A 26,166-nucleotide genomic window follows, 5' to 3' on the forward strand; every position below is an offset into this window, starting at 1 on the left:
TACCGAGATGAATCTTATCGGTGTGTTCAAACCGCGAATTTTGCCTGAAAAAGGAGGGGAGCCATTCGCTTGCAGAAGGGCGGAACACTGGGAGGAAATCGGTATGGCTACCAGTTCGGTGGCGCCTCATACGGGCGTCCACAGCTCGATTGCGCAAAACCGAGCAATTTGCGGGTGGGTTTTCATGCCGGTGACCTTTTCCAAGGGATTCCGGTGATGGACCAGGATCAGTTCGACTACATTATTGTCGGGGGCGGCAGCGCCGGCTGTGTGCTTGCCAACCGGCTGAGCCAAGATCCCGCAAAGCGTGTCCTTCTCCTTGAGGCCGGCAAGAAAGACAATTATCCGTGGATCCATATCCCGGTGGGATATTTATATTGCATCGGCAATCCGCGCACCGACTGGCTTTTCAAAACCGAGGCCGAGCCAGGACTGAATGGCCGGAGCCTGCGCTATCCGCGCGGCAAGACCTTGGGCGGATGTTCATCGATCAACGGCATGATCTACATGCGCGGACAGGCGAGGGACTATAACGGCTGGTGTGACCTGACAGGCGACGAGCGCTGGGCCTGGTCGAGTGTTCTTCCTGCCTTCAAGGCGCACGAGGACCATTACCGGCTCGACAAGGGAGCCGATCCGCAAACCGGCGATAACGCCCGGTTTTCCGACATGCACGGTCATGGGGGCGAATGGCGGATCGAAAAGCAGCGCCTGCGCTGGGATATTCTCGAAGCTTTCGCCGAAGCGGCCGTCGAGGCCGGCATACCGCGATCGACTGATTTCAACAGCGGTGACAACGAAGGTGTCGGCTATTTCGAGGTCAATCAGAAATCGGGCTGGCGCTGGAACACCTCCAAGGCCTTCCTGCGTCCGGCGCGAAACAGAGCCAACCTTGTCGTGTGGACAGAAGCCCATGTTCAGAGGCTTCTGATCGAGAAAGGACCGGCAGGAGACAAGCGCTGCGCCGGCGCTGTGATTTCGCGAAACGGCCGGGAAATAATTGCCCGCGCCAAACGCGAGACCATCGTTTCTGCCGGAGCCATCGGATCCCCGCAAATCCTGCAGCTCTCAGGCATCGGGCCGGCCGCGCTGTTGCAGCGGCACGGCATCGACGTCGAAGTGGATCTGCCTGGCGTCGGCGAGAACCTTCAAGACCATCTGCAGATCCGCGCAGTGTTCAAGGTCAAGGGTGCCAGGACCCTCAATACGCTGGCGAACAGCCTGTTCGGCAAGGCAAAGATTGGCCTCGAATACGCTCTCCGGCGAAGCGGGCCTATGAGCATGTCGCCGTCGCAGCTCGGCGTGTTCACGCGATCCGATAAAGACCGGGCTTATGCCAATCTCCAATACCATGTGCAGCCGCTCAGCCTGGAGGCCTTTGGTGAGCCTCTGCACCGCGTTCCGGCATTCACCGCAAGTGTGTGCAATCTCAATCCCACGAGCCGGGGAACCGTCAGGATTTCCTCCAACCGGAGCGCCGTCCCGCCGGCCATCGCACCGAACTATCTGAGCACGGACGAGGATCGCAAAATCGCCGCCGACAGCATTCGACAGATCCGCACGATCGTCTCGCAGCCGGCTCTCTCCCGTTACGAGCCCGTCGAATGGAAGCCGGGCTTGGAATTCCAGAGCGACGCCGAGCTGGCAAAGCTTGCCGGCGACATTGCCAACACGATTTTCCACCCTGTCGGCACCACGAAGATGGGCAGCGACAGCGACCCGATGGCCGTCGTCGACAGCCAGCTGCGGGTGAGGGGCGTGAAGGGCCTGCGGGTCGTCGATGCCGGCATCATGCCGACGATTACCAGTGGCAACACCAATTCGCCGACGCTGATGATCGCCGAAAAGGCGGCAGATTTGATAATTCGGGAGGCCCGCCGGCATGCTTAGTTCAGAGAAGAAAGAGGTGGCTTCGATGCGTGCACAGCTGCCGCTTGCGGGTGTCACGGTCGTCGATTTCGGCCAGTATATCGCAGGCCCGGCGGTGGCCATGGTCCTTGGCGATCTCGGGGCGACGGTTGTCCATATCGATCCTCCTGACGGCCCGCTCTGGGACAATCCGGCAAACGCCATCCTCAATCGAAACAAGCTGATCGTGTCGATCGATCTCAAAACGGAAGAGGGTCTGGCCGAGGCTCGGAAGCTGATCGAGCATGCGGATATTCTTGTCGAGAATTTCCGTCCCGGGGTGCTCGCCCGGCTCGGCATCGATTTCGCAGGGCTGCGGGCGGCCCGGCCCGAATTGATCACCCTGTCGATCCCCGGATTCGCATCCAACGATCAGTTGCGCCACGACTGGCGCGCCTTCGAGACGGTGATTGCCGCCTCGTCCGGCGTGTTCACCGATATGGGCCTCAACCGGGTTTTGATGGGCATCAACCCATCCTTCTCGCCGCTGCCGCTGGCTTCCGCCTATGGCACGATGCTGGCGGCCTCCGCCACGGTTCTGGCACTTCAGGCCCGAGAACGCACCGGGCATGGCGACCATATCGAGGTGCCATTGGCGAGCGCGGTGATGGAGGGTCTGTCCTATAATTCGATCAGGATCGACAATTATCCGCTTCGTTATCAGACCAAGCGCGAACTGGAGATCGAGCGGCGGCGGAGCGAAGGCCTGCCGATGGACATGTCCTATGACGACCTTCAGGAATTTCTTGATCCCTTCTATCGCAGCTACATGTGCAGCGACGGACGCATGTTCTACGTCGTCTGCCCGAGCCACAAGAACCATGCCAAACGTTGCCTGCAAACGCTCGGCCTCTACGAAGAGCTTGTAGCCGAAGGGCTTCGCGAGCAGGAAGACACCTATCTGCCGGTGTCGCAATGGTCGTCTGATGTTTCGCTCGGCGTTTATCCCCTCCCGAAATTCTGGGCCGACAAGATTGCGACCCGCATGAAGGACGTCTTTGTCACCAGGACATCGGCGGAATGGGAGCGGATTTTCGGTGAGGGATTGTTTCCGGGCGCGCCGCAGCGCTGGTTGAAGGAATGGATCGCCGACGACCATGCGAAGGCCGCGGGACTGATGATCGAGGTCGAGGATCCGATCTTTGGCCGCATGACCCAACCGGGGCCGGTGGCCTGGCTGGGGGAAAGCGGCGAAGCGATGCTCACGCCAAACCCGCGCCGATGGGCAACGTTCGATGACGCGCTGGCGGCGCTTTCGGCTATGAAGCGCCCGCAATTGCCTGCGCCGAGGGCGAACGCCTCCGGCGGCTGGCTTGACGGCATCAAGGTGCTTGATCTCTGCAACGTGATCGCCGGCCCGCACTCGGTTTCCTATCTGGCCCGCTTCGGCGCCGAGGTGATCAAGATCGACCCCGCCACGCCGCTTTACGACTGCTGGAATACCGTGATCTTCGGAATGTCGCACATGCGCGGCAAGCAATCGGTGCTGCTGAACATCGCTTCGCCCGATGGCCGGGTGGTATTCGAGAAACTGGTGCAGTCCGTCGATGTGGTGGTCTGGAATGCCACCGACCGCCAGGTCGGGATCATGGGGCTCGATGCCGAAGGGCTCAAGGCGCTCAATCCGAAGGCGATCTTCTGCCAGCTCGATTGCTTCGGCGGCATCCGCACCGGTCCGCGCACCGACTATCTCGGCTATGACGATCTGGTTCAGTCGGCGACGGGCATCATGCTGCGCTTCGGCGGATCGATGCAGACCCCGGAAGAACATGCCCATGTTGGCACCATCGATGTCATGTGCGGCTTCGGAGCAGCCCTCGGCGTGGCGGCCGCCCTCTACCAGAAGTCGAAAACGGGCATCGTCGGCCGGCCGCGGACATCGCTGTCGGCGCTGACCGGGCTTGCCCAGATTCCGTTCTGCTACGATTATCAGGGTCGCCGCCCGTTCGACGAGCCGTCCGGCCGCGAGACGAAGGGCTATGATGGCCTGTCGCGACTCTACGAAACGGCGTCCGGCGATTATCTGCTGCTCTGCGCATCGGAGGCCGACCTGCCGCGGTTTGATGGCGTCGAGGGCTTGAGAGGGCTTGCCTCGATGGCGCAATCCGAGCGCGAAGCCTTTCTCGCGTCGGCATTCATGACAGCGCCCGCGGAAAGCTGGCAACGGCGACTTGTAGAGGCCGACATCGGCGTGTCGCTCTGCGAAAACATCGAAACGATCAGAAGCCGGAGCGCACGCATTGCCGACGGCCGGCCGGGAACCGATCGCGGCAGCTATTCCTTCTCGATCTTTCCAGACCATCCGAGCGGGCACAGCGTGACCCAGCTCGATCCCTTCGCCGTCCGGCCGACGGTCGGCGCGATTACGGCGATTGCTCCGGCGGAAAAATACGGCACCTCCACGCGCTCCGTTCTGAAGTCCCTGGGTTATGGCGACGCGGAAGTCGACAGGCTGGTCGCCTCTGGATCGATCAGCGAGGCATGGAGCACGGAATATCTGCCGAGTTGAACGACGACGGTGGCTCCGGTTTTCTGAGGAGGACGCCGCAGCCGCCAGACAGTCCGCGGCACGAGCGGCGGACTGGAATTTCAATATCTACGGCGGCATGCAGCAGCGGGTCGGGCTGGCAAAGGGCGCTGGCAAACCACGCGCCGATCCGTTTGATGGACGAGGGCGGCAATTGACTTCCGCCCTGGTCAAATCGAATGACGCTGGGAAGCTGCCGCTATCGGCCTAGGATGGATCAGCGGGTCGTCCGCGCCGGGTCGTCGAGCGCCGGATTGTAGAACAGCGACAGCGTCAGGCTCTTGGCGATCCGCTCCGCCGTCGCCATGAACCAGGCCTTGGCCTCCGGTGACGGAGCGACATCGTCGAGCGTTGCGGCAAACAGCGACAGCCATTTCGGAAACAGATCGGGCGTCAGGTTCGAAACGCCGGTATGCGCCTGCACCGGCTTGCCGCCATAGGCGCCGCTGCGGAAGGCGACGGCCGACCAGAAGCTCTTCATCTTCGCCATATGCGCCGGCCAGCGGCCGGACAGCCTGGCGTCGAAGATGGGACCGAGATCCGGATGCGCCAGCACACGTGCGTAAAAGGTCTCGACCAGCCTGTCGATGAAGGCCGCGTCGACGCCCATTTCCCGCATCTCGGCCTCCGCCCTTTCGCGGATCGCCGCGACATGGGCAGGGCGGCCCTGAATCTCATTGTCCATTCCAAAACCCCGGCGCCGCGTGATGCGGCAGCCCCCATATAGGTGTTTACGATAGCAAGCCAAAGCCGTCCGTTCCCGCTTACGGCAATCTGTCACCGATCTCCACACGCCCTTGACCATCATTGCCTGCTTCTTTAGGTTTAGAATTATTCTAAAAATTGGAGAAAATCATGCTGGCCCGGTTTTTCGGATCCTCGAAACGGTCTTTCGAATCGCTGTCCGAGCAGGAGATTCTCGCCCTGGCGATCGCCTCGGAGGAGGACGATGCCCGCATCTATCGCGCCTATGCCGACAAGTTGCGAAATGAATTTCCTGCCTCCGCCAAGGTCTTCGATGACATGGCCGAGGTCGAGGACACCCATCGCAAGTCGTTGTTCGAAATCCATCGGCAGCGTTTCGGTGAGCGCATTCCGCTGATCCGACGCGAGCATGTGCAGGGTTTCTATGAGCGCAAGCCCGACTGGCTCCGGGCAAACCTGTCGCTCGATGCGATGCGCCAGGAAACCGAGGCGATGGAGGAGCAGGCCTATCGTTTCTATGTCGAGGCGGCAAAACGGACCTCGGACGCTTCGACTCGTGAGCTTCTCGGCGATCTCGCACTTGCCGAACAAGGGCATGAAGATATCGCCCGCATGCTGGGCGACAAACATACGCCCGAGGATGTCAAGCATGACGAGGACGAGACGGTGCGCCGGCAATTCGTGCTGACCTATGTGCAGCCGGGCCTTGCCGGGCTAATGGACGGTTCGGTTTCGACGCTGGCGCCGATTTTCGCCGCAGCCTTCGCCACGCAGGATACCTGGCAGACATTCCTCGTCGGCCTTTCGGCCTCCGTCGGCGCCGGCATTTCGATGGGCTTCACCGAAGCCGCCCATGATGACGGCAAGATCTCCGGCCGGGGCTCACCGGTCAAGCGCGGCCTTGCCTGCGGCATCATGACGGCGCTCGGCGGTCTCGGACACGCGCTGCCCTATCTGATCCCGCACTTCTGGACAGCGACGATCACCGCCGCCGTCATCGTCTTCTTCGAACTCTGGGCAATCGCCTTCATCCAGAACCGGTTCATGGAAACCCCGTTCCTGCGCGCCGCCTTCCAGGTCGTGCTCGGCGGCGGCCTGGTGCTCGGCGCCGGCATTTTGATCGGCAATGGGTGAGGCGCGGTCGGGGCGCAACGTCAGCCCTCATCCTGAGATGCTCCGCAAGGGGCAGCCCGCCCTGTGGGCTGCCCACCTCGGGATGAGGCTGGAGAGAGGAGCGACATTGCCCTTCGCCTACGCTCAGTGCATTCGCGGCCGTGCCGCTCACCCCTCATCTGCCTGCCGGCCGCTGGGGAGAAGGGATGTGCAGAAACGTCTCGCCCTCTTGAAAGCATCCTTTGGGGAAACGAGAGAATGCGCCTTGCTTATCTTCTCCCCAGCGGGGAGAAGATGCCCGTCAGGGCAGATGAGGGGGGTGAGGAGCGCTAGCGACGAACGCCTTGAGCGCAAGTGAAAGGCTGGAGAAGGCGCTGAAGCGGAAGAGTCCCCTCAAACAAAAAGGCCGGCAAATTGCCGGCCTCTTCCCCACATTCCCCCCGGAAATCCTTACCGCAGCGCGCCGACCAGAACGTCGCGGCCATTTTCGATGGTGACCCAGCGGCCGGCATTGTAGCTCGACTGGCGCTTGACGAAGGAATAGGGCGTCCCGAACCACGGCTTGACCTCGGAGGCGAGGTTGTCGAGCACGAAGTCGCCCTCGGCGGTGCGCAGCGTCAGCACGGCGTGGCCTTCGCCATCAGGCTTGCGCACCACGGTCATCAGCAGATCGGCGGCCGAAAAGCCGCGCTGGATCAGCATGCGGCGCTTGAGCAGCGCGAAATCCTCGCAATCGCCGGCGGTGGTCGGGTAGGCCCAGACTTCATCCCTGCCGTAGATTTCCTTGTCGGTCATCGGCGTGATCGTGCGGTTGACGGTGGCGTTGACCGAACGCACCAGCGACCACTTTGCCGGCGTCATCTCGACCGGGCCGGAATTGCGGTTTGCACCGCACTCGCTGCGGTGGATCTGACAGAAATCATAGTGGCCGATCGGCTGTGAGGTGGCATTGCCCGTCACCATGGAAGCATTTCTGCTGGGGGCCGGTATGGCGGCCGTCGCCATCGCAAACATGGCCATCATGGCCACAAAAATACCTTTGATCCGCACGCCCGCTCTTTCCTCGCATCGCCCCTTATTTATTAACAAAGTGTTAATGGAGAGGGCCGAGAAGAGTCAATCGTTACTTCTTGGGAGCGCCTTTCGACTCGCCGACATGGTTAAAATGCAACGGGTTGGCAGCTTACGTTAGGGGAGTTTCTACGTTGGTGCCGCTCAAATGGGCATCTGCATATTTGTTGATGAACGAATGATGCCTTTCACGGCGCTGAGGAGCAAGGCGATATCGCCGGGGCGGGAAAGGCGGTGGTCGCCGTCACGGATGAAGGTCAGCACCACGTCGTCGGCGGGAAGATGTTCGACCAGTTTCATTGCATGTGCATGCGGCACGTCGGCATCCTTCATGCCCTGGAGGATATGCACCGGGCAGCCCGTTTCGATGATGCCGTCGAGCACCCGGTTTTGCCGGCCGTCCTCGATCAGTGCCCTGGTATAGATGTTCGGCTCCGGGCTATATTGCGAACGCTCTTCGAAATAGCCGCGCTCGGCGAGCGATTTGCGCTCCTTGGCCTTGAGGTTCGGTTCGATCAGCTCGGAGGTGAAATCCGGCGCCGGTGCAATCAGCACCATCCCTGCGAGTTTCGGGCCTGCGAGCTCCGGGCGGGCAAGTTCCTGCGCCAGCCTGAGCGCGATCCAGCCGCCCATCGACGAGCCGACGAGGACCACCCGTTCGGGGGCGACATGACGGATGACGGCCAGCGCCTCCTCCAGCCAGCGCGAGATCGTGCCGTCGCTAAAGCTGCCGCTCGAAAGCCCGTGGCCGGAATAGTCGAGGCGGATGCAGGCGAGCCCAAGTTCGCCCGCCAGGCCGTCGAGCTCCACCGCCTTGGTGCCGCTCATGTCGGAGCGATAGCCGGATAACCAGACGAGCGCCGGTGCGCCGCAGCCAGCCTGCGCCGGACGGACGATCATGGCGATCTCCCGCGCAGCCTCTCCCTCGCCGACCGTCAGGAACTGCGGCTGGGCATCGGGCATCTGATCGGACATCGGCGAACCTCCTATTGTTTTGGCCTATAAACAGATTCTTGGCAGGCTGACAGCGGGTGATTTTTCCGCTAAAGGATGATATTGACTCCGTTGCAGCGATGACGCGACACGTTTGTGCACCCTGATTGGGAGCGCGAGGCTGCAACGTTCCGAAAACAACGCGAGGAGAATACGACCATTCGCAGACCTTTTAAAACCGACGCGCCCGTGAAGGACGGACCGCGCTCGAACCGTGAAATCCGCATTCCCAAAGTTCAGCTGATCGGGGCTGACGGCGAGAATATGGGCGTCGTGCCTACCGACCAGGCCTTGAGAATGGCTGAGGAAGCCGGCCTCGATCTCGTCGAAATTTCCCCCAATGTCGAACCGCCTGTGTGCAAGATCCTCGATCTGGGCAAGCTGAAATATGCCAACCAGAAGAAGGCTGCCGAAGCGCGCAAGAAGCAGAAGATCGTCGAAGTCAAAGAAATCAAGATGCGCCCGAACATCGACACCCATGATTATGAGGTGAAGATGAAGGCGATGGGTCGCTTCTTCGACGAAGGCGACAAGGTCAAGGTGACGCTGAAGTTCCGCGGCCGTGAAATGGCCCACCAGGAACTCGGCATGAAGCTCCTTCAGCAGGTCAAGGCCGATACGACCGAATTCGCCAAGGTCGAAGCCGAGCCCAAGCTCGAAGGCCGCCAAATGATGATGGTACTGGCGCCGAAGTAAGCGCCAGGCACTTTTTTGCCCCAAGGCCGTCCGCAAGGGCGGCTTTTGTGCTTTCGCCCCTTGTGCTTGCGGCCATGCAGAAGATTCCTCGGCAGCCCCGTTGCACTTTCAGGACGCTGCGGTTATAAGCGCGCGTCCGAACTGACCGGCAGGGCATGCCGTGGCAGTTTCGAATGCTTGCGGAACGGTTCATCGCCGATGCCGCAGATCAACAACAAACGCTCCCGCACCTTGTTGCGACGGCCGGAGAACCGGACTTCGCGAGAGGGCTTTTTTGATAAAGCGCGCAGGGAGGACAGAAGGAGTAGCAAAATGCCCAAGATGAAGACGAAGTCCTCTGCCAAGAAGCGGTTCAAGATCACCGCAACCGGCAAGGTCAAGGCTGCCGCTGCCGGCAAGCGCCATGGCATGATCAAGCGTACCAACAAGTTCATTCGCGATGCACGTGGCACCATGGTTCTCGCAGAACCGGATGGCCGCAAGGTTATCAAGAATTACCTGCCGAACGGTCTCTGAGACTCGTCCGCGAACGCTAGATTTAAGGAGATCATGATATGGCACGTGTAAAAAGGGGCGTCGCTGCCCATGCCAAGCATAAGAAGGTTCTGAAGGCCGCCAAGGGCTTTTACGGCCGCCGCAAGAACACCATCCGTACCGCCAAGGCCGCTGTCGATCGGTCGAAGCAGTACGCCTACCGCGACCGCAAGGTCAACAAGCGCAACTTCCGTGCGCTCTGGATCCAGCGCATCAACGCTGCTGTCCGCGAATTCGGCCTGACCTACGGCCGCTTCATTGACGGCCTGAACAAGGCCGGCATCGAAGTCGACCGCAAGGTTCTCTCCGACATGGCGATCCACGAGCCGGAAGCATTCGGCGCACTGGTCGGCGCTGCCAAGAAGGCTCTTGAGTACCTCAAGGAAGCCGGCACGGCGAACGAGTTTGAAGGCGCGGTCAAGTAACCAGCGCTTCCCAAGCTTTGAATTTATGATTTGGGAAACCCGCGCTGGTTTGGGCTAGCGCGGGTTTTTCTTTCTCTGTACCCCTTGCGCCGGCCTCTCCAGCCTGCCTTTCGAACCCCGCCTGATCTGGACGGAAAGAAGACAATGTCAGATATCGACCAGCTTAAATCGCCTTTGCTTGCCGAAATTGCCGCCGCTGGTGATGAGCCTGCGCTCGAAGCTGTGCGAGTCTCCGCCCTCGGCAAGAAAGGCTCGGTCTCCGAACTCCTGAAGACGCTGGGCGCCATGACGCCGGAGGAACGCCAGACCCGCGGGGCGGCGATCAACGCCCTGAAGAACGACGTGACGGACGCCATCGCTGAACGCAAGTCGGTGCTGAAAATGGCGGCGGTCAACGCCCGCCTGAAGGCCGAGACTGTCGATGTCAGCCTACCGGTGCGCTCCTCGCCCGCCGAGCGCGGCCGCATCCACCCGATCAGCCAGATCGTTGATGAAATCACCGCGATCTTCGCCGACATGGGCTTCTCGATCGCCGAAGGTCCCGATATCGAGAGCGATTATTACAATTTCACCGCGCTGAACTTCCCGGAAGGCCATCCGGCCCGCGAGATGCACGACACCTTCTTCTTCCATCCGGACGAGAAGGGTGAGCGCAAGGTGCTGCGCACCCATACCTCGCCGGTACAGGTGCGCACCATGGAGACGCAGAAGCCGCCGATCCGCATCATCATCCCCGGCAAGACCTACCGCCAGGATTCGGACGCCACGCATTCGCCGATGTTCCATCAGGTCGAAGGTCTGGTCATCGACAAGAAGGCCAATGTCGCAAACCTCCGTTGGGTTCTCGAGGAATTCTGCAAGACCTTCTTCGAGGTCGACGGCGTGATGATGCGTTTTCGCCCGTCCTTCTTCCCCTTCACCGAGCCCTCCTTCGAGGTCGATATCCAGTGCGACCGCTCAGGCCCGATCGTCAAGTTCGGCGAAGGCACCGATTGGATGGAGATCCTCGGCTGCGGCATGGTCCATCCGAACGTGCTGCGTTACGGCGGGCTCGATCCGGACGAATATCAGGGTTTTGCCTGGGGCATGGGCCTCGACCGCATCGCCATGCTGAAATACGGCATGCCCGACCTGCGCGACTTCTTCAATGCCGACGTCCGCTGGATGACGCATTACGGCTTCCGCCCGCTCGATATGCCGACGCTGTTCGGCGGCCTCAGCGCTTGAACGGAGAATTGGGACGATGAAATTCACGCTCTCCTGGCTGAAGGAACATCTGGAAACGGATGCCGGCCTCGATGAAATCTGCACGCGCCTCACCCAGATCGGGCTGGAGGTCGAGGATGTCGACGACAAGGCGGCGTTCAAGCCCTTCGTCATCGCCAGAGTCGTTTCCGCGGAAAAACATCCCCAGGCCGATCGCCTGAAGGTGCTGATGGTCGATACCGGTGCCGGCGCACCGGTCCAGGTGGTCTGCGGCGCGCCGAATGCGCGCGCCGGCCTCGTCGGCGCCTTTGCCGCACCCGGAACCTATGTTCCCGGCATCGATGTGACGCTTGCCGTCGGCAATATCCGCGGCGTCGAAAGCCATGGCATGATGTGCTCCGAAAAGGAGCTGGAGATCTCCGACAGTCACGACGGCATCATCGATCTGCCTGAGGATGCGCCGGTCGGAAAGAGTTATGCCGCCTATGCGCATCTCGACGACCCGGTCATCGAGATCAATCTGACGCCCAACCGGCCGGACTGCACCTCGATCCACGGCATCGCCCGCGATCTCGCTGCTTCCGGCCTCGGCACGCTGAAGGCCCGGCCCGCGCCGTCCTTCGCCGTCGACGGCGAGACGCCGGTAAAGCTGACGCTCGATCTCGACGACCCCAAGCTCTGCCCGGGCTTCAGCCTGCGCCTCGTGCGCGGCGTCAAGAACGGTCCGAGCCCGCGCTGGATGCAGCAGCGGCTTCTCGCCATCGGCCTGCGCCCGATTAACGCGCTGGTCGATATCACCAACTACATGACCTTCGATCAAGGCCGGCCGATGCACGTCTTCGACGCCGCCAAGGTCAAGGGGAACCTCACCGTCCGCCGCGCTGCCGAAGGCGAGACCGTGCTGGCGCTCGACCAGCGCGAATACAAGCTCAGTCCCAACAATGTCGTCATATCAGATGAAGACGGCATCGAATCGATCGGCGGCATCATGGGCGGCGAGCATTCCGGCTGCGACGAGAACACCGTCGACGTGCTGATTGAATCGGCCCTCTGGGATCCGATGAACATCGCCAAGTCAGGCCGCAGCCTCGGCATCATCACCGATGCCCGCTACCGCTTCGAACGCGGCGTCGATCCGGAATATATGGTTCCCGGCCTCGAACGCACGACGGAACTGGTGCTGGAACTCTGCGGCGGCACAGCCGCCAAGGCCGAGATCGTCGGCTACAAGGGTTATCAGCCGAAGATCGTCGAGTTTCCATTCTCCGAGGTCAGGCGCCTGACCGGTCTCGAAATTCCCGTCGAAGAGATGAAGCAGATCCTAAGCCGGCTAGGTTTCTCGATCGTCAAGGGCGGCGATGTCGGTTCTTGCTCCGTCGCCGTTCCTTCCTGGCGTCCCGATGTCGACGGCAAGCCCGATCTCGTCGAGGAGATCATGCGCATCCACGGCGTCGACAACATCAAGCCTGCGCCGCTCGAAAGCCATGCTGCCGTCAACGGCAAGATCCTGACGACGCTGCAGATCCGCACCCGCATCGCCAAGCGCGCGCTGGCTTCGCGCGGAATGCTCGAAGCCGTCACCTGGTCGTTCATTCCGGAGGATCAGGCAAAGCTTTTCGGCGGCGGTTCGCCGGCCCTCAAGCTTGCCAATCCGATCGCCGCCGAAATGTCGGATATGCGCCCCTCGCTTCTGCCGGGCCTGCTGACGGCTGCCCAGCGCAATGCCGACAAGGGCTATGGCGACGTCGCGATCTTCGAAGTCTCGGGCACCTACGAAAACGACAGGCCGGAAGGCCAGCGTCGCGTCGCCGGCGGCATCCGCCGCGGGACGGCCTCGCTTGCCGGCGCCGGCCGCATGTGGTCGAACGCCGCCAAGGGCGGTGGCAAGCCGGTCGACATCTTCGACGCCAAGGCCGATGCGCTCGCCGTCCTCGAAGCCTGCGGCCTGCCGATGGGCAATATCCAGATCGAGCAGGGTGGCCCGGAATGGTATCATCCCGGCCGCTCCGGCACGATCAAGATGGGGCCGAAGGTGGTGCTCGGCTATTTCGGCGAATTCCATCCGCTGACGCTCGAAGCGCTCGATGTCTCCGGCGCGCTCTGCGGTTTCGAAGTCTATGTCGACGCCATGCCGGAGGCCAAGCGCAAGGCGACGCGCACCAAGCCGGCGCTCGAACTGTCGCCCTTCCAGGTCGTGCGCCGCGACTTCGCCTTCGTCGTCGACAAGACGGTCGAAGCCGGCGCCATAGTCAAGGCTGCAACCGGCGCCGATCGCAAGTTGGTGACCGGCGTCAATGTCTTCGACATCTTCGAAGGCGCATCGGTCGGCGAGGGCAAGAAGTCGGTGGCGATCGAGGTGCAGATCCAGCCGGTCAAGCGCACGCTGACGGATGAGGATTTCGAAGCACTGACGCAGAAGATCGTCGCCAGCGTGACAAAATTCACCGGCGGCGTTCTCAGAAGCTGATTTTCCTCGGCCTTTGCCGAGAGAATGGACCGGTCGCCGCAGCGGCCGGTCTTTTCATGTGTGAAGATGGTAGAGCTTGCTGACGATCGTCCATCGGCCTTCGATCTTCAGCAGCGAGAGATAATCGGTAAAGCGCATTCCGGCGAAATCGTCGGTCACCTTGACGCTGGCCGCATCGCCCTCGACGTCGACGCTCTGGATGTCCATGAAGGGCTGCGTGCCGGGCGGAGCCGGCTCCTCCGCCAGAATGGCGGCAATGAATTCGTCCCGCGTCAGCCATTCGACGGCGTTCTGGTAATAGCCGATGATCGAGCTTTTCGGGTGAAAGGCCTTTTTCAAGGCCGCCTCATTGGCGAAGGCCATGCCTTCGACATAGAGGTGAACCGTCTGTTCGACTGCCTGCCTGTCCGACATGTTTTCATCCCGTTTTCCGAGATGGCCTTAGATAGTTTCGTCGGCCGCGAAGGCAAGCCCGGTCGGCTGCATCAGGCCGGGCTTTCGCTCTTTGCTTAGGTCGAGGCTCAGAGGTTAGTCATGGCAAGCGAGGCATCGGAATAGCGCTTGCCGGCCACCCCGCCGAGGGGGATCAACTCGCCGAGCTGCTTAAGCTCCGCCGCACTGAGCTTGATATCGGCCGCGGCGGCATTCTGTTCGAGATGGTGAAGCTTGCGAGCGCCGGGGATCGGCACGATGTCGTCGCCCTGGCCCAGCACCCAGGCCAGCGCAAGCTGTGCCGCTGTCACGGCTTTTTCGGCGGCAAGCCGCTCGAGCGTGGCGACGAGGGCGGCATTGGCGTCGAAATTTTCCGCCTGGAAACGCGGCACCTGCCGGCGGAAATCATCGGCTGCAAGATCCTCCGGCTTGCGGATCGCTCCCGTCAGGAAACCGCGGCCGAGCGGGCTGTAGGGCACGAAGCCGATGCCGAGTTCGCGGCAGGTGGCAAGCACATCCTCCTCGGGATCGCGCGTCCACAGCGAATATTCGCTCTGCAGCGCTGCGATCGGATGGACCGCATGCGCGCGGCGGATGGTGGCGCTGCCGGCTTCCGAAAGGCCGAGAGCGCGGACCTTGCCTTCCCTGACCAGCTCGGCCATGGCGCCGACCGTCTCTTCGATCGGCACGTTGGGATCGACGCGGTGCTGGTAGAAGAGGTCGATGGTGTCGATGCCGAGCCGCTTCAGCGAAGCTTCGGCGACCGCCCGCACATGTTCCGGGCGGCTGTCGACGCCGGCGATGGCGGCGGCACCGGCTTGGGCGGCGTCGATCTTGAAGCCGAACTTGGTGGCGATCACCACGCGGTCGCGGAACGGTTTCAGCACCTTTCCGATAAGGGCCTCGTTGGTAAAGGGGCCATAGACTTCGGCGGTATCGAAGAAGGTGACGCCGAGGTCGACGGCGCGATTGAGCGTCCTCACCGATTCCGCCTCGTCGCTGGCGCCATAGGCAAAGCTCATCCCCATGCAGCCAAGGCCGACGGCAGAGACGGTGAGATCGGTTCCGAGTTTCCGGGTTTTCATCAGGTGCTCCTTTTCTGAGCTGATTTTGAACCGCTTGAGCATGGTCATGCTCTCCGAGAGGTCGTTGCGGTACGGACAAACCATATCGCTGCGGCATCGGTCAGAAAATACATGTAGTTTCTAACAGGCTGTTCTATCATTTCGATCAATGAACAGGACACAGCTCTCACAACTCGCCGTTCTCGCCGCCGTCTCGGAGCATCGCAGCTTTCGCGCCGCGGCCAAGGAACTGCTCGTCGCACCTTCGGCCATCAGCCATGCCATCTCGAGCCTCGAGGAAAGCCTGGGTGTCAGGCTTCTGGCCCGCACCACCCGCAGCGTTGCGCCGACGGAAGAAGGACGCCAGCTTCTCGAAAGACTGCGCCCGGCGCTGGAGGAGATCGATATTGCCCTGGAGGCCGTTCGCGATACCCGCGCCAAACCGGCCGGAAACCTGCGCATCACCGCGCCGCGCTTCGCCTCCGATCTGCTGCTTGCCCCGCGCCTCGGCGATTTTCTCAATCTCTATCCCGATATCACCCTGGAGATCGCCAATGAGGACGGCTTCACCGATATCGTCAAGGAGGGGTTCGATGCCGGCATAAGGCTGGAGGAGAGCCTGGAGGCCGATATGATCGCGGTCAGGTTTTCACCTAATCTGACGACGGTGATTGCCGCGTCGCCCGAATATTTCGAGCGCTATCCGAAACCGCAGCACCCCCGCGATCTCGTCCATCACCGTTGCATCAAGCGGCGCTTCACCAATGGTTCGATCTATCGCTGGGAATTCGAAAAGGACGGACGGGAACTCGTCGTTGCGGTTGACGGGCCACTTGTTGTCAGCGAAGACCGGCTGGCGCTGCTGGCGGCGGTGAACGGCGCCGGCCTTGCCTATCTCTTCGATATGCGGGTGCATGCGGAACTGGCGGCCGGCAGCTTGGTCCGGGTGCTGGAAGATTGGTGCGCGCCCTATCCGGGGCCGTTTCTCTATTATCCCACCCGGCGACAGATGCGCCCGGCACTGCGCGCCTTCATCGATTTTTTCCGATATGTCGAGAAGGAGACGGGCGGCCGATAGGGGAATAGGCGGCCGCCCGTTAGCACATGCCATTAGGCAGCTTTGGCCTTCTGGTTTGCCGCGGTGGTGGCAAGCTGGGAAAGCGTCTTGTCGGTGGCCGTTTCTTCCTGCAGCGTTTGGTCGAGCAGGCGAACGGCATCCTTGAGGCCGAGCGTCGCAGCCCAGGTCTTCAGCGTGCCATAACGGGCGATTTCATAATGCTCGACCGCCTGGGCTGCCGAAATCAGGCCTGCATCGAGCGCCGCTGTGCCCTTGAACTCCTCCATGATTTCCTCGCCCTCGGCGATAATACCCTGGATCGCCTCGCAGGTCTTGCCCTGGGCGCGTTTGCCCATCAGTTCGAAAACCTGCTGCAGTCGCTCGACCTGGCCTTCGGTTTCCTCGCGGTGCTTTTCGAAACCTGCCTTCAGTTCGGGAGATTGGGCGGCGCGCGCCATTTTCGGCAGGGCACGCAAGATCTGCCGTTCGGCAAAATAGATGTCCTTCAGCGTATCGTAGAAGAGATCTTCCAACGTTTTTTCCTTGGCCATGTTCTCGATCCTTGTTCCGGGGAAGGCCGCGAATGCGGCGACACATTAAGAAGCGAGGATCGCGCAAATTGTTCCCGATCGATTTCGGGTGGACTGGAAATCTGCGCCGGGCGATGATTTCTGCCGTCATGCGAAGGAGGAGAGGCATGCGAAAGCCGGGTTCGATGAAGGGACTGGAGGATCTTGGCCGGGTGCGGCTGTCGCAAAATTTCTTTCTTCGCGATTTCCTGCATTCCGAAATTGCTGATTTCTATCGCATCCCCAATATCCCTGAGGATCCCGATCTGGCGATCGAGGCGGGCAGGAGGCTTTGCCAGGAATTGCTGGAGCCGCTGGAGGCGACCTTCGGGCGTCTGCATATCCGCTCCGGCTATCGCTCGCCTGATGTCAACAGGTTCGGCAACGAGAATAATCTGAACTGTTCGACCAATGCCGCCACCGCTGCGCATCACATTTGGGATATGCGGGACTTCGACGGCTGCATGGGCGCGGCCGTCTGCATTGCCGTGCCATGGATGGTCGACCGCTACAGCGAGGAAAGCGACTGGCAGCGGCTCGCCTGGTGGATCCACGACCACCTGCCCTATGCCTCGCTCTGCTTCTTCCCCAAGCTCTGGGCCTTCAATATCCAATGGCACGAACGGCCGAAGCGAGTGATCCAGAGTTATATCAGCCCGCGCGGAATCCTCACAAAACCGGGCATGGCGAATTGGGAGGGGCAGCATTCCGAGTGGTACGAGAGTTTTCCCGCCCTCAAAAACTGATGCGGTAGCGGATGTGCCCGTCGCTTTCGACATAGCTGTCGTAGAGCGCCCGCGCCGTCTTGTTCTGCTCGCTTGTATGCCAATAGAGCCGCGACCATCCATTTGTCTTGCCGAGGGCGATGAGATCATCCATTAGCGCCCGTCCGACACCCTGGCCGCGTGCGTCTCGATCGACGAACAGGTCTTCGAGATAGCAGTCCCTGCCGCGGATCCACGTGCCCTCATGGGTGAGATAGAGTGCAAATCCCATGAGCCCTCCATCGACCTCGGCGACGCGCATGGCGATCGAGGACGCCGGATCGAAGACCCGGCGCCATGTCTGATCGGTGATATCGGCATCGACCGTGACCTCGTAAAAGGCGAGATAATCAGCCCAGAGTTCGCGCCAGCGGACTTCGTCCTCGGGGCGGGCATCGCGGATCGTGACGGTCATTGGCTCTCTTCTTTTTAAGCGCCGGCTTCGTCGAGCAGCGCCATCGCCTCTCGGGAAAGCTGAAGTGTCGCCGATTTCGCCAGGCTTTCAAGCTGCGAAAGGCTGGTTGCGCTGGCAATCGGCGCCGTCACGCCCTTCTTGCGCAAGAGCCAGGCGAGCGATATTTCCGCGGGCTTGGCGCCGGTCTCGGCCGAAACCGTGTCGAGTGCCGCCAGGATCCGCAAGCCCTTGCCATCGAGATACTTCGAAACCCGGCCCTCGCGGGCGCGGCCCTGCGTATCGGCCTTGCTGCGGTATTTGCCGGTGAGGAAACCGGCAGCGAGGCTGAAATAGGTGATGACGCCGATATCCTGCCGGACGCAGAGATCGGCCAGCGGCCCCTCGAAGCTCGCGCGCTCATAGAGATTATATTCCGGCTGCAGCACATCGTAACGCGGCAGGCCGGCCTTTTCGGCGGCGTCGAAGGAAGCCTGCAGCAGCGTCGCATCATAATTCGAGCAACCGATGGCGCGAATCTTGCCTTGCTGTTTCAGCTTGGCGAAGGCGCCGAGCGTTTCCTCGTGCGGCGTATCGGCATCCGGCCAGTGCGAGAGATAGAGATCGATATAATCAGTCTGCAGCCGGCCGAGCGAATCCTCGACCGCCTTAAGGATATAGCGCTCCTTGAGCGTCTTCCCCTGTCCCATGTCGGAGCCGACCTTGGTGACGATGACGGCTCTGTCGCGGGAAATCCTCGCCTGCTTCAGCCAACGCCCGATGATCTCTTCGGAATCGCCGCCCTTGTTGCCGGGAACCCACGCCGAATAGACATCTGCCGTATCGATCGTATTCAGGCCGGCATCGAAGAAGGCGTCGAGAATGGCGAAGGATGTTTTTTCGTCGGCCGTCCAGCCGAAGACATTGCCGCCGATAACGATCGGCGCGACCGAAAGCCCTGTTTTTCCAAGCCGGCGCATTTCCATGACGCTCTCCAATAAGGTGATCTGATTGAAATCGTGGGACCGGCAGAACACCGTCCCGGAGCATGATGCCGAAAAGTGTCAGCGGTTTTCGGACGACATCATGCTCTCCCTATCGAAACCTAGCGCGATCCCGGCATCAGGGAAACCAAACTTCCGTGATTTCAGGTCGCGCCATTGCGCCGCAGCGGCGGCCTGAATATGGTTCGCGGACATCAGTTTGGGGAGGCAATCATGCTGCGTTTCGGTATCATTTCTACGGCGAAGATCGGCCGCGACAATGTCGTTCCGGCGATCCAGGATGCGGAGAACTGCGTCGTCACGGCGATTGCCAGCCGTGATCTCGCGCGGGCCAGGGAGATGGCCGACCGCTTCTCGGTGCCGCATGCCTTCGGCTCCTACGAGGAGATGCTGGCCTCCGACGTCATCGATGCCGTCTATATCCCGCTGCCGACCTCGCAGCATATCGAATGGTCGATCAAAGCGGCCGACGCCGGCAAACACGTGCTCTGCGAAAAACCGCTCGCGCTGAAATCAGGGGATATCGACGATGTGATTGCTGCCCGCGACCGCAACGGCGTGGTGGTCACCGAAGCCTATATGATCGCCTATGCCCCGGTCTGGCAGAAGGTACGCGCGCTGATCGGCGAGGGTGCGATCGGTTCGCTGCGGCATGTGCAGGGTGCCTTCACCTATTTCAACCGCGACGCCGCCAACATGCGCAACATTCCCGAACTCGGCGGCGGCGGCCTTCCCGATATCGGCGTCTATCCTGTGATGAGCACCCGATTTTCCACCGGCAAGGAGCCGCTCCGGATCCAGGCGATCACCGAACGCGATCCGGATTTCGGCACGGATGTCTATTCGAGCGTCAAGGCCGATTTCGGCAATTTCGAACTGAGCTTCTATATCTCGACGCAGATGGCCAACCGCCAGGTCATGGTTTTCCACGGCACAGACGGCTATATCGAGGTCAAGTCGCCGTTCAACGCCAATCGCTGGGGGCCGGAGGAGATCGAGCTCGCCGATCGCAGCCACAATGAATCGCGCATCTTCCGCTTCCAGGACAGCCGTCAGTACAAGCGTGAGGTCGAAGCCTTCGCCCGGGCGGTGAAGGACGGCAAGCAAGAGATCGTCACGCTCGAAAATTCGAAGCTGAACCAGAAGGTGATCGACGCGATCTACCGGGCCAGCGAGAAGGACGGCTGGGAAGCAGTCAGCGCATAACCCCGAAAATCGGAATCGATTTTCGGAAAGGATTATCCGCCAATTCAAAGTGTTAGAGCGTCCTTAGCGCGTCCTTTTGGACACGCGGCGCTCTAGTCATTCGGCGCGGAAGACGAAGCGCGAATAGCCGAAGAAGCTGAACACCATCGAGGCGATGCTGGCGATCACCATGGCCGCAAGCGGCTGTAGTGCCGGCAGCGACAGCAAAAGCGCGGAATAAAGTCCGTAATTGACCAGCGCTGCCGTCACCCCGACCGAGCCGTAGCGAAAGCCTTCGGCGGCAAGCGAACGACTGCTGCGCTCGAAGGTGAAGCTCCGGTTGAAAGCCCAGGTCGCCGCCATCGCGCAGGCGATCGCGATGAGCCGTGCCAGAAATGGCCCGAGCGGCGTCAGATGGAGCAAGGCCGACAGGACGCCGGCATCGACGAGGAAGCCGATGCCGCCGGCAATAGCGAAGCGGATGAGCTTTCTCATGCCGCATCCGCCTTGCCGGGACGCGCGCGCGATACCGGCGCTGTTTGGCCGAGCGGCGCCTTGACCGCGCTCGGCGTCTCCAGGCTCATATAATGGATTCGAAGCTGTTCGGCGCGGGCGCGGGCCACCGAATCCAGGATGACGCCAGCGGTAAACAGCATGAAGGAGATCATCATCAGCGCCATCGACAGCACCCAGGTCGGCATGCGGCTGACGAGGCCCGTCGCAAAATATTCCGCCAGCACCGGCGCCATGAAACCGAGGCTGGCCAGCATGAAGATGGCGCTGATCGTGCTGAAGAAGGCGAAGGGCCGGGTTTCCTTCATCAGCATGGCGAACATCCAGAGGATCTTGCCGCCGTCGCGGAATGTCGAAAGCTTGGAATGCGAGCCTTCCGGCCGGCGGCCGTAATCGAGCTCCAGCTCGCTGACCGGCAGCTTCAGCCGGGAGGCGTGCACGGACATTTCGGTTTCGATCTCAAAGCCGCCCGATACTGCCGGGAAGCTCTTGACGAAGCGGCGCGAGAAAGCGCGGTAGCCGGAAAAGATATCGGTGAAGTCGGGGCCGAAGATCGTCCGATAAAGCAGGTTGAAGAGCCGGTTGCCGAGCGCATGGCCTTGACGGCCGGCATCGTCATGAACACCGCGCCGGGTTCCCACCACCATGTCGGCGCGCTCGGTCAGCAGTGTCCGCACCAGCTCTTCGGCATCGCCAGGCGCGTAAGTGCCGTCGCCGTCGGCGATGATATAAATGTCGGCGTCGATATCGGCGAACATACGGCGCACGACGTGGCCCTTGCCCTGCCGCCGCTCGCGCACGACTTGCGCGCCGGCAAGCATCGCCTGCAGCGCGGTGCCGTCGGTGGAATTATTGTCATAGACGTGGATCGCTGCATCCGGCAGCGTCGCGCGGAAACCTCGCACCACAGGACCGATTGTCGCTGCCTCGTTATAGCAGGGAAGCAGCACGGCAATGTTCGGGTGGGTATGCGATCGGGCCATGACTCTACTCGTTACACAAAAGCCGTGGCGAGCCTAAACCACCTGGCGTTAATAAGACCCTATGACGCAGCCAAAATCGGGGCGGCGGCAAAGAGTTTTACACTTTCTTGATCGGCGGCGGCTAAGGTTTGCTCATCTGGAAACGGACCGCTAACCACGATGAACGCTGTGCAGCCGATCGCCAATGCATCATTCGCGACCGAAATCCCCAAGGGAAGGGCGTCCGACCTGCTGACGCGCCTGTGGCCAACCGTCACTGCCTATAGCGTCATTCTCGCCACCATCCTCCTCGTCGCCAGGCTTTCCACCGCAACCGATTATGTCGGTCCCGACAATGACGACGGAATGCGTCTCATCGAGGTCCGCGATTTTCTCGCCGGGCAGGGCTGGTTCGATCTGATGCAATATCGCCTCGGCCTCAGTGGCGGCACGCTGATGCACTGGTCGCGGCTGATCGATCTGCCGATCGCTTCGCTGATCTGGTTCTTCGGCCTATTTGCGCCCCACGAGACGGCTGAGGCCGTGGCGCTCGCTATCTGGCCGGTTTCGCTCGTCCTTCCCGCCATGCTCGCCATGGCGGTTGCCGGGCGGCGTATCGGCGGTATTGCCGGTATGCATATCTGCCTCGGCATGACCGGTCTTGCGATCTTCACCGGCAACCGTTTCGCGCCGGGCGCCATCGATCATCACAATGCGCAGCTGGCGCTGGTTGCGACGATGGTGGCGATGCTGTTGGATCCACAGCGGCGCGGCTGGAGTTATGCGGTTGCCGGAATGGCGGCAGCGGTCGCCATCGCCATTGGCGCCGAGACGACGCCGTTCGTCGCTGCCGTCTGTCTGACCATCGCTTTGCTCTGGGCGTGGGAAGGGGAAAAATTAGCCGTTGCCGCAATGGCCTTCGGGTTGGCGCTGGCAATTGCGATCAGCATTCTCTTTGTCGCAACGGTGCCGCCCCGGCTCTATTCGGCGGTCACCTGCGACAATCTCTCGCTCGGCTATTACAGCCTGGCGGCGATCGGCGGCGGGCTGCTGCTGTTTTCTGCAGTGTTTGCGAGCCGCCTGAGCCGGCCGTTGCGCTTTGCGGCGCTTGGCCTCGTCGGTGCCGGCGTTTTCGGCTCGGCGATCGTGATCGCGCCGCAGTGCCTGAGCGATCCGCTCGCCAGTCTTGATCCGATGCTGGTCGAACTCTGGCTGAGGAATGTATCGGAAGCGCAGTCGGCCTTCGTTCTAGCTCGCACCGATCCCTTTTCCATCGGTGGCTTCTATGCGGCCGGCCTGTTCGGTATCGCGGTCTGCATCTTCCGGATCGTTCGGCGCGACCGCATGCAGATCCATCTGGTCCTGCTCTTCCTGCTCGTCACGAGTTGGGCGATCGCGCTGGTCCAGGTGCGCGGCTCGACTTTCTCGAACCTGCTCTCCATTCTGCCACTTGCCTTACTGATCATCGATATCAGGCGGATTTCCAACAGCGACAGCGAGAACGTTGCCGCCGCCTTCGTTTATATCGTCACTGTTCTCGCCAGCGTGCCGGCCGCCTGGGCTCTCGGCGGCGGACTTGCCTCGCTGCAGATGGGCAATGGCGCGCAGAAGCAGGCGGCGGAAAAGGTGCTTTCCTGCACATCGAGGGAGGCGCTGGCGCCGCTTGCGGGGCTTCCGGCCGGGCTGGTCTCCGCACCCTCGGAAATGGGCGTGCCGATCCTGCGTTTCACGCAGAACCGGGTTCTCTCCGCGCCCTATCACCGCAATCAGGGCGGCATGCTGACGGAACTGCACATCGGGCTGGCAGAGCCGCAGGAGGCGGAAGCCTTCCTCAAGGGGGCCGGGGTGACAGTGCTTGGCTTCTGTCACGGTGATCTGCAGACGCGAGAGATTGCCAAGCTGAAACCGGATGGGCTTTATGCCGAACTCGGCAAGGGCAAAATACCGCCCTATCTGGAGCCGCTTCCGAAGACGGCGAACGTGGGCGTTCAGTTCTTTCGCTATCGGCCGGCGGCGAATTGACGCCGGCAGTTTTCGGGCAATCCTTTAGTGAGAAACGCGCGTCGCGCGGCGAAGGCGCGAATTGGCATAGAGCCCGAGTACAAAGAGCATGAGGCCGGCATTGTAGCCGAGGACGGCGTAGCCGAAGGCCAGGATCGAGACCGGGCCGGGCGAGGTTATCGCCGCCAACGCGAAGGTTATTCCAATGAGCGCGGCGATCAACGCGATCGCGGCAGCCGAGCGCGTTTGCCCGGCGCTGACGCCCAATGCTGCTGCTGTGAGAGTAATCATTTCAGCACCTTCCCAGAGATAACGAGGGGAAGCATAGGAAGCGCCAACTAACAAAGATTTACCGGCAGGCTTCACCGAAAAGCCTTTGTATTGCGGTGGTTAGCAATCCCTTTCGTCTATAACGCGTATTATAACTATGTGTTCCGCAACCAAACGGATTTGCCCGATTTAGCTGTTCATCCGCCAAGCTCCGCGACCGCATGTCGACGACGCGTGGCGCAGAGTACGGCCGCCGCCAACGATCTCGATAACCGGGAAAACAGGCTTCGGCGGCGGCCGCGACCTTCCAGTTTCCTGCCGATCGACATAGAAAGAAGGGATGAGCAACGTCTTCGACAGCGATTCGCCGACCAACCTTGCAGAATATTCGGTTTCGGAGCTATCCGGCTCGATCAAGCGCACCGTCGAAACGGCCTTCGATCAGGTTCGCGTGCGCGGCGAAATATCCGGCTATCGCGGGCCGCACTCCTCCGGCCATGCCTATTTCGCGCTGAAGGACGATCGCGCCCGCATCGACGCGGTCATCTGGAAGGGTACCTTCTCGCGGCTGAAATTTCGCCCGGAAGAGGGCATGGAAGTGATTGCCACCGGCAAGGTCACCACCTTTCCGGGCTCCTCGAAATATCAGATCGTCATCGAGACGCTGGAGCCGGCCGGCGCCGGCGCGCTGATGGCGCTGATCGAGGAGCGCAAGCGCAAGCTCGGCGCCGAAGGCCTGTTCGATGCCGCCCGCAAGAAGCGGCTGCCGTTCATGCCTCATGTGATCGGCGTCGTCACCTCGCCGACCGGCGCCGTGATCCGCGACATCCTCCACCGCATCTCCGATCGTTTTCCCGTGCATGTCCTGGTCTGGCCGGTGAAGGTGCAGGGCGAGGGGTCCGGCGAGGAGGTGGCGAACGCCATCCGCGGTTTCAACGCGCTGGAACCTTCAGGTGCCACCCCGCGCCCGGACGTGCTGATTGTCGCGCGCGGCGGCGGCAGCCTGGAAGATCTCTGGAGTTTCAACGACGAAATCGTCGTGCGTGCTGCCGCTGAAAGCCGGATACCGCTGATCTCTGCCGTCGGCCACGAAACCGACTGGACGCTGATTGACCATGCCGCCGATGTCCGAGCGCCCACACCGACCGGGGCTGCGGAAATGGCCGTGCCGGTCAAGGCGGAGCTTGAAGCGCAGCTTGCGGCTCATGCCGCGCGGCTGCAGGGCTGCATGAACCGGCAGATGGATCAGCGCCGCCAGTCCGTCCGCGCCCTGATGCGGGCCTTGCCATCGCTCGATCAGCTTCTCGCCTTGCCGCGCCGGCGTTTCGATGAGGCGGCGGCCGGCCTTGGCCGCGGTCTGCAGCTCAACACCATCAACAAGCGCCGCGGCTTCGAGCGCGTCGCCGCGCATTTGCGCCCTGATGTGCTCTCCAACCGCATCGCCGAGCGCCGCCAAACGCTGAACGAGCGCATGGTGCGGGCCGAGCGCATGGTCGAGCGGCTGATCGACCGTTCGAAATCCCGCGTCGGCCGCGCCGAGGCGGTCTTCGCCTCGTTGCCCGCCCGCCTGCAGGCCCAGACCGGCCGCACCCGCGACCATCTTGCCAATCTCATCCGGCACGCCGATACCGCGACATCGCATCAGCTAATCCGGGCAAAAGCCGCGCTTGCGGCGCAGGATCGCGTGCTGCAGTCGCTCTCCTACAAGAATGTGCTGAAGCGCGGTTACGCGGTGATCCGAGACGATGAGGACAGGCCGGTGTCGCAAGCCGCAGCTCTTTCGGCAGGTGCCGCGGTCTCGATCGAATTTTCCGACGGCCGCATCGGCGCCGTGACCACGGAAGGCGGAATAGCGCCGAAGAAGCGGCCGACAAAACCGGAGCTTGGCGGTCCGCCGAAGCAGGGAAGCCTTTTCTAGGGCGATTCCGTGACGGCGCAGAAATCAACAAAAATGCTCCAAGCGTCCCGCCTCTTGCCAATCGTAGCCCCACCCTCCGTCCTGCTCGGGCTTGACCCGAGAGGCGATGAATCCCGAGTGGAACGATCTTTATTTGACGCTGTGGTGACGCGAACGCAGTGCTTGCGGCCTGGGTCCTCGGGTCAAGCCCGAGGACGACGGAGGGTAGGGAGACTATGTGGCAAATAGCGAAGTGCGCGGCGGCTTGTTGGAGTTGCCATCGTTGTTTGCGTAACTTCGGGTCAAAACCGCTTGCGCATTTTTGCTTGAAATTGCTTCGGACGTCTCGATTGCTGCCAACCGTACCCCCACTCTCCGTCATACTCGGGCTTGACCCGAGTATCCATGCCGC

At 61.6% G+C, this 26,166-nt stretch carries 24 protein-coding genes; 13 read left to right on the forward strand and 11 right to left on the reverse strand.

The features are described 5' to 3' along the window. The first annotated feature begins 216 nt into the window (after positions 1–216). Positions 217–1,890, forward strand: coding sequence for a GMC family oxidoreductase (locus RLEG4DRAFT_RS33895; protein WP_003583613.1), 1,674 nt, complete (start codon positions 217–219; stop codon positions 1,888–1,890). Next, on the forward strand, positions 1,883–4,417 hold the full coding sequence (locus RLEG4DRAFT_RS33900; protein WP_003583615.1) for a CoA transferase: 2,535 nt from the start codon (positions 1,883–1,885) through the stop codon (positions 4,415–4,417). Before RLEG4DRAFT_RS33895 ends, RLEG4DRAFT_RS33900 begins: the two co-directional genes overlap by 8 nt. A gap of 235 nt (positions 4,418–4,652) precedes the next feature. Here the strand turns inward: RLEG4DRAFT_RS33900 and RLEG4DRAFT_RS33905 are convergent, their stop codons facing one another. Next, on the reverse strand, positions 4,653–5,120 hold the full coding sequence (locus RLEG4DRAFT_RS33905) for a group III truncated hemoglobin (protein WP_037094500.1): 468 nt from the start codon (positions 5,118–5,120) through the stop codon (positions 4,653–4,655). A gap of 170 nt (positions 5,121–5,290) precedes the next feature. Here RLEG4DRAFT_RS33905 and mbfA point away from each other — a divergent pair, with 170 nt between their 5' ends. Continuing rightward, entirely contained in the window at positions 5,291–6,274 is a 984-nt protein-coding gene (mbfA, locus tag RLEG4DRAFT_RS33910) for an iron exporter MbfA (RefSeq protein ID WP_003583619.1), read from the forward strand. A gap of 429 nt (positions 6,275–6,703) precedes the next feature. Here the strand turns inward: mbfA and RLEG4DRAFT_RS33915 are convergent, their stop codons facing one another. Both RLEG4DRAFT_RS33915 and RLEG4DRAFT_RS33920 read right to left on the reverse strand, forming a co-directional pair. Then, positions 6,704–7,303: a transglutaminase-like cysteine peptidase gene (locus RLEG4DRAFT_RS33915; protein WP_003583621.1), complete on the reverse strand. Its 600-nt coding sequence runs from the start codon at positions 7,301–7,303 to the stop codon at positions 6,704–6,706. A gap of 165 nt (positions 7,304–7,468) precedes the next feature. Next, positions 7,469–8,299, reverse strand: coding sequence for an alpha/beta hydrolase (locus RLEG4DRAFT_RS33920; RefSeq protein ID WP_003583622.1), 831 nt, complete (start codon positions 8,297–8,299; stop codon positions 7,469–7,471). 177 nt (positions 8,300–8,476) lie between these two features. On the opposite strand from RLEG4DRAFT_RS33920, the gene infC reads away from it, so the two are divergent. The 5 genes from infC to pheT all read left to right on the forward strand — a co-directional run bounded on the left by infC (position 8,477) and on the right by pheT (position 13,645). Next, positions 8,477–9,013, forward strand: coding sequence for a translation initiation factor IF-3 (infC, locus tag RLEG4DRAFT_RS33925; protein ID WP_012559640.1), 537 nt, complete (start codon positions 8,477–8,479; stop codon positions 9,011–9,013). 312 nt (positions 9,014–9,325) lie between these two features. Further along, entirely contained in the window at positions 9,326–9,529 is a 204-nt protein-coding gene (rpmI, locus tag RLEG4DRAFT_RS33930) for a 50S ribosomal protein L35 (RefSeq protein WP_003570998.1), read from the forward strand. 38 nt (positions 9,530–9,567) lie between these two features. Beyond that, entirely contained in the window at positions 9,568–9,972 is a 405-nt protein-coding gene (gene rplT / locus RLEG4DRAFT_RS33935; protein ID WP_003583625.1) for a 50S ribosomal protein L20, read from the forward strand. Positions 9,973–10,116: 144 nt separating this feature from the next. Then, positions 10,117–11,199, forward strand: coding sequence for a phenylalanine--tRNA ligase subunit alpha (gene pheS, locus RLEG4DRAFT_RS33940; protein ID WP_003583627.1), 1,083 nt, complete (start codon positions 10,117–10,119; stop codon positions 11,197–11,199). A gap of 16 nt (positions 11,200–11,215) precedes the next feature. Beyond that, positions 11,216–13,645: a phenylalanine--tRNA ligase subunit beta gene (gene pheT / locus RLEG4DRAFT_RS33945; protein WP_003583629.1), complete on the forward strand. Its 2,430-nt coding sequence runs from the start codon at positions 11,216–11,218 to the stop codon at positions 13,643–13,645. 54 nt (positions 13,646–13,699) lie between these two features. Here the strand turns inward: pheT and RLEG4DRAFT_RS33950 are convergent, their stop codons facing one another. Next, complete coding sequence (locus RLEG4DRAFT_RS33950; RefSeq protein WP_003583630.1) at positions 13,700–14,059, reverse strand: nuclear transport factor 2 family protein; 360 nt, start codon at positions 14,057–14,059, stop codon at positions 13,700–13,702. Between the two features lie 107 nt (positions 14,060–14,166). Next, positions 14,167–15,162 (reverse strand): aldo/keto reductase, encoded by a 996-nt coding sequence (locus RLEG4DRAFT_RS33955; RefSeq protein ID WP_037095000.1) that lies wholly within the window; start codon positions 15,160–15,162, stop codon positions 14,167–14,169. 148 nt (positions 15,163–15,310) lie between these two features. On the opposite strand from RLEG4DRAFT_RS33955, the gene RLEG4DRAFT_RS33960 reads away from it, so the two are divergent. Further along, positions 15,311–16,219, forward strand: a complete 909-nt coding sequence (locus tag RLEG4DRAFT_RS33960; protein ID WP_003583634.1) for a LysR family transcriptional regulator — start codon at positions 15,311–15,313, stop codon at positions 16,217–16,219. 32 nt (positions 16,220–16,251) lie between these two features. Here RLEG4DRAFT_RS33960 and RLEG4DRAFT_RS33965 read toward each other — a convergent pair whose 3' ends face one another. Then, positions 16,252–16,749, reverse strand: coding sequence for a ferritin-like domain-containing protein (locus RLEG4DRAFT_RS33965; protein ID WP_003570984.1), 498 nt, complete (start codon positions 16,747–16,749; stop codon positions 16,252–16,254). Between the two features lie 146 nt (positions 16,750–16,895). Here RLEG4DRAFT_RS33965 and RLEG4DRAFT_RS33970 point away from each other — a divergent pair, with 146 nt between their 5' ends. Then, a complete protein-coding gene (locus tag RLEG4DRAFT_RS33970) occupies positions 16,896–17,513 on the forward strand; it encodes a hypothetical protein (protein ID WP_003583636.1) in 618 nt (205 codons plus the stop codon). Here the strand turns inward: RLEG4DRAFT_RS33970 and RLEG4DRAFT_RS33975 are convergent. Both RLEG4DRAFT_RS33975 and RLEG4DRAFT_RS33980 read right to left on the reverse strand, forming a co-directional pair. Further along, on the reverse strand, positions 17,503–17,946 hold the full coding sequence (locus RLEG4DRAFT_RS33975) for a GNAT family N-acetyltransferase (protein WP_003583638.1): 444 nt from the start codon (positions 17,944–17,946) through the stop codon (positions 17,503–17,505). The genes RLEG4DRAFT_RS33970 and RLEG4DRAFT_RS33975 overlap by 11 nt on opposite strands. Before the next feature lie 14 nt (positions 17,947–17,960). After that, positions 17,961–18,908 carry an aldo/keto reductase gene (locus tag RLEG4DRAFT_RS33980; RefSeq protein ID WP_003583639.1) on the reverse strand — a complete coding sequence of 316 codons (948 nt, stop codon included), beginning with the start codon at positions 18,906–18,908 and terminating at the stop codon, positions 17,961–17,963. 231 nt (positions 18,909–19,139) lie between these two features. Here RLEG4DRAFT_RS33980 and RLEG4DRAFT_RS33985 point away from each other — a divergent pair, with 231 nt between their 5' ends. Beyond that, the gene (locus RLEG4DRAFT_RS33985; RefSeq protein WP_003583641.1) at positions 19,140–20,132 is read left to right on the forward strand and encodes a Gfo/Idh/MocA family protein; all 993 of its coding nucleotides are present in this window, start codon (positions 19,140–19,142) and stop codon (positions 20,130–20,132) included. 96 nt (positions 20,133–20,228) lie between these two features. Here RLEG4DRAFT_RS33985 and RLEG4DRAFT_RS33990 read toward each other — a convergent pair whose 3' ends face one another. Further along, entirely contained in the window at positions 20,229–20,606 is a 378-nt protein-coding gene (locus tag RLEG4DRAFT_RS33990; protein WP_003583643.1) for a GtrA family protein, read from the reverse strand. Beyond that, the gene (locus RLEG4DRAFT_RS33995; RefSeq protein ID WP_003583644.1) at positions 20,603–21,607 is read right to left on the reverse strand and encodes a glycosyltransferase; all 1,005 of its coding nucleotides are present in this window, start codon (positions 21,605–21,607) and stop codon (positions 20,603–20,605) included. Before RLEG4DRAFT_RS33995 ends, RLEG4DRAFT_RS33990 begins: the two co-directional genes overlap by 4 nt. A 159-nt stretch (positions 21,608–21,766) precedes the next feature. Between RLEG4DRAFT_RS33995 and RLEG4DRAFT_RS34000 the strand changes: the two genes are divergently transcribed. Beyond that, a complete protein-coding gene (locus RLEG4DRAFT_RS34000; RefSeq protein ID WP_003583646.1) occupies positions 21,767–23,608 on the forward strand; it encodes a hypothetical protein in 1,842 nt (613 codons plus the stop codon). Between the two features lie 24 nt (positions 23,609–23,632). On the opposite strand, the gene RLEG4DRAFT_RS34005 is transcribed toward RLEG4DRAFT_RS34000, so the two are convergent. Continuing rightward, positions 23,633–23,878: a hypothetical protein gene (locus RLEG4DRAFT_RS34005; protein WP_003583648.1), complete on the reverse strand. Its 246-nt coding sequence runs from the start codon at positions 23,876–23,878 to the stop codon at positions 23,633–23,635. A gap of 319 nt (positions 23,879–24,197) precedes the next feature. On the opposite strand from RLEG4DRAFT_RS34005, the gene xseA reads away from it, so the two are divergent. After that, positions 24,198–25,775 (forward strand): exodeoxyribonuclease VII large subunit, encoded by a 1,578-nt coding sequence (xseA, locus tag RLEG4DRAFT_RS34010; protein ID WP_003583650.1) that lies wholly within the window; start codon positions 24,198–24,200, stop codon positions 25,773–25,775. Positions 25,776–26,166 lie beyond the last annotated feature (391 nt).

This window comes from Rhizobium leguminosarum bv. trifolii WSM2297 (genome assembly GCF_000271845.1).